General features: G+C 41.8%; 1 protein-coding gene. It reads left to right on the top strand.

Translation table 11 applies throughout. The annotated features are described in order from the left end of the window. Positions 1-610: 610 nt before the first annotated feature. Positions 611-1,499 (top strand): reverse transcriptase domain-containing protein (locus QUB25_RS29640; protein ID WP_333189056.1); only part of this gene is annotated, 889 nt, incomplete at its 3' end.

Here is a 1,499-nt window from a genome sequence, read left to right on the forward strand (position 1 = left end):
CGTGCGAGTCGTTTAGCCTAAAGTAAGTTGAAATACTTACGGGATGGCTAGCCCAGTTAATAAAACTGGTGACAACTGATTACACAAGTAGGCGCGAAACCTACCCCGCAGATGCAGCGGTGAAAACATAACCCCTAATCCATTATGTAGCAACTAATAGATTAAAGCGGGGTTAAAAGGCAGAACTACTAAGAGCCGAACTCGGTAACTGTCAAGCAGGAGTCCATGCGTAGTGAAAGCAAAGATGTGTTTGAACCATCGTGACGGTAAATGGTGTAACGGCTGAACCAAAGATAAACCCGTTGAGATACACGGTAAAAGACTGGTTAACACCAAGCCAAAAGGCAAGGATAGGGTATAGGCAGTTGATAGACCGACCTATAAGCATTACCCAGAAACCCGGTGGAGAGCATCACGCTAAAGACTCAAATGTGTGTAATCGGAACGAAATAACCCTTTTAAATCTCTGGAGAGGTCGAAATCCAGTAAGTAGCTAACGAAAGATTTAAAAGGGAGGGATTGTATCAAAAGCGAATGCCTCATTGTAATAATGAGGATATGCAGACAGATACATGGTAACTCCAAAGGAATACAACAAGTAGCAATGTAAATGTCTAATACGCTGAACTATCAGACGGTGGAATGGAAAGACCTAAACTGGCGCAAGCTAGAAAGGGTAACTTTCAAGTTGCAAAAACGGATATTCCAAGCGAGTGAGCGTGGCGATGTTAAAGCAGTTCGCAAACTTCAAAAGACCTTGATTAGGTCTTGGTCTGCAAAATGTATTGCGGTTCGTCGGGTGACACAAGATAACCAAGGGAAAAATACGGCTGGTATAGATGGTGTAAAATCGTTAACCCCAATACAACGTACAACCTTAGTTAGTCGGTTGAAATTAACAGGTAAGGCTTGCCCTACTCGTAGGGTTAATATACCCAAACCTGGAACAATTGAAACCAGACCTTTAGGAATACCCACAATAAACGACCGAGCATTGCAAGCGTTAGTTAAGCTAGCGTTAGAATCTGAATGGGAGGCAAAATTTGAGCCTAACTCATACGGTTTTAGACCAGGGCGTTCTTGTCACGATGCGATTGAAGCGATATTCGACAGCACCAGTAAAAAAGCCAAATATGTGCTAGATGCTGATATTTCTAAATGCTTCGATCGCATAAACCATAATGCACTCTTAGACAAGATAAAAACATACCCCACCTTAAGAAGACAATTAAAGAGTTGGCTTAAGGCAGGAGTATTGGAAAGAGATAATTTTTCTCCTACCAATGAAGGTACACCACAGGGTGGCATTGTGTCACCCCTACTGGCTAACATTGCCTTACATGGTATGGAAGAACGGGTTAAACAATTCACAGAAACACTAAAAGGGAATAAGGCGAAGAACCGACAAGCCCTAAGTTTAATCCGATATGCTGATGACTTCGTGATAATACATGAAGATATTAACGTAATCCTCACCTGTCAAAAGATAATAACAGAAT

The sequence above is a fragment of the Microcoleus sp. B3-D7 genome (genome assembly GCF_036705305.1).
Classification (GTDB): domain Bacteria; phylum Cyanobacteriota; class Cyanobacteriia; order Cyanobacteriales; family Microcoleaceae; genus Microcoleus.